At 47.0% G+C, this 1,233-nt stretch carries 1 protein-coding gene; it reads left to right on the top strand.

All coding sequences use genetic code 11. The features are described 5' to 3' along the window. The first annotated feature begins 61 nt into the window (after positions 1-61). Positions 62-1,197 (top strand): IS3 family transposase gene (locus tag J2X05_RS21115; RefSeq protein ID WP_310076422.1). Its coding sequence is split into 2 segments (ribosomal slippage): positions 62-302 and positions 302-1,197, totalling 1,137 coding nucleotides; the frame shifts between segments, so codons are not numbered across the junction. The last annotated feature ends 36 nt before the right edge of the window (positions 1,198-1,233 follow it).

Below are 1,233 nucleotides of genomic sequence, written 5' to 3'. Positions count from 1 at the left end.
TGGACTTCCCACACTCTAGTGGACACTCCTGAGCTACTCTATGAGCATAGGAGAAAGTTATATGAGCAACCAACGATACACCCCGGAATTTAAAGACGAAGCTGTAAGGCAGGTTACCGAACGCGGATATTCTGTGGCGGAAGTTTCCAATCGTCTCGGCGTTTCAGCGCACAGCCTGTATAAATGGGTGAGCGCTGTTGCGCCGGATAAATCTGATGTACAAGAGCAAGAATTACTAGAAGCAAAACGGGAAATACTCAAACTCAAATCGCAATTACGGCGAACTGAAGAAGAGCGCGACATCTTAAAAAAGGCCGCACGGTACTTTGCCAGCCAACCCGAGTAAAGTATCAGTTTATTAACGATCATCAGCAAAGCTTTAGTATCCAGCTGATGTGTCGATTGCTTCGGGTTGCGCGTAGCGGTTTTTATCAATGGGTTCATAAACCGCTATCCGATCGTGCAGTGGAAGACCGACGTTTGTTGGATTTGATCCGTGATTCTTATTTTGCGAGTCATGGTATTTATGGTTCTCCTCGCGTCTTTCTGGATTTGCGAGAGGTCGGCGAGACCTGTGGCAAACATCGTGTTGCGCGCATCATGAAAACCCATAAAATCAAGGCTATTCGCGGGTATAAGGCGCCTAGAAATATTGTTGGTCGGCCATCACTTGTCAGTTCGAACCAATTGAATCGCGTATTCACCGTCGAGCATCCTGATCATTTCTGGGTGACTGACATTACTTACATTCGTACCTGGCAAGGCTGGCTGTATTTGGCTGTTGTTGTGGATTTATATTCACGCAAGGTTGTGGGTTGGTCGATGAAGCCATCACTGGCCAAAGAGATTGTGCTGGATGCATTGCTGATGGCAGTCTGGCGTCGTCGCCCCAAGCAGCGTGTGTTGATACATTCAGATCAAGGCTCACAATATGGCAGTGATGACTGGTTACGCTTTTGCAAAACCCATAACCTTGAGCCGAGTATGAGTCGCCGTGGTAATTGTTGGGATAATGCCGTTGCTGAATCCTTTTTCAGTAGTTTGAAAAAGGAGCGTATAAAGAAAAGAGTGTACAAAACCCGCGATATGGCAAAGGCGGATGTGTTTGATTATATCGAGATGTTTTACAATCAAACACGCCGCCATAGTCATCTTGGCGGCGTCAGTCCAGAGGCGTTTGAGCGCACCTCAAAATGAGGCTTCGGTTTGTCTATGAAAGCGTGGGAAGTCCAC

This window comes from Cellvibrio fibrivorans (genome assembly GCF_031457055.1).
GTDB classification, from domain to species: domain Bacteria; phylum Pseudomonadota; class Gammaproteobacteria; order Pseudomonadales; family Cellvibrionaceae; genus Cellvibrio; species Cellvibrio fibrivorans.
The sequence above is the reverse complement of the archived record's forward strand: the minus strand, read 5'-3'. Positions and strand labels throughout refer to the sequence as shown.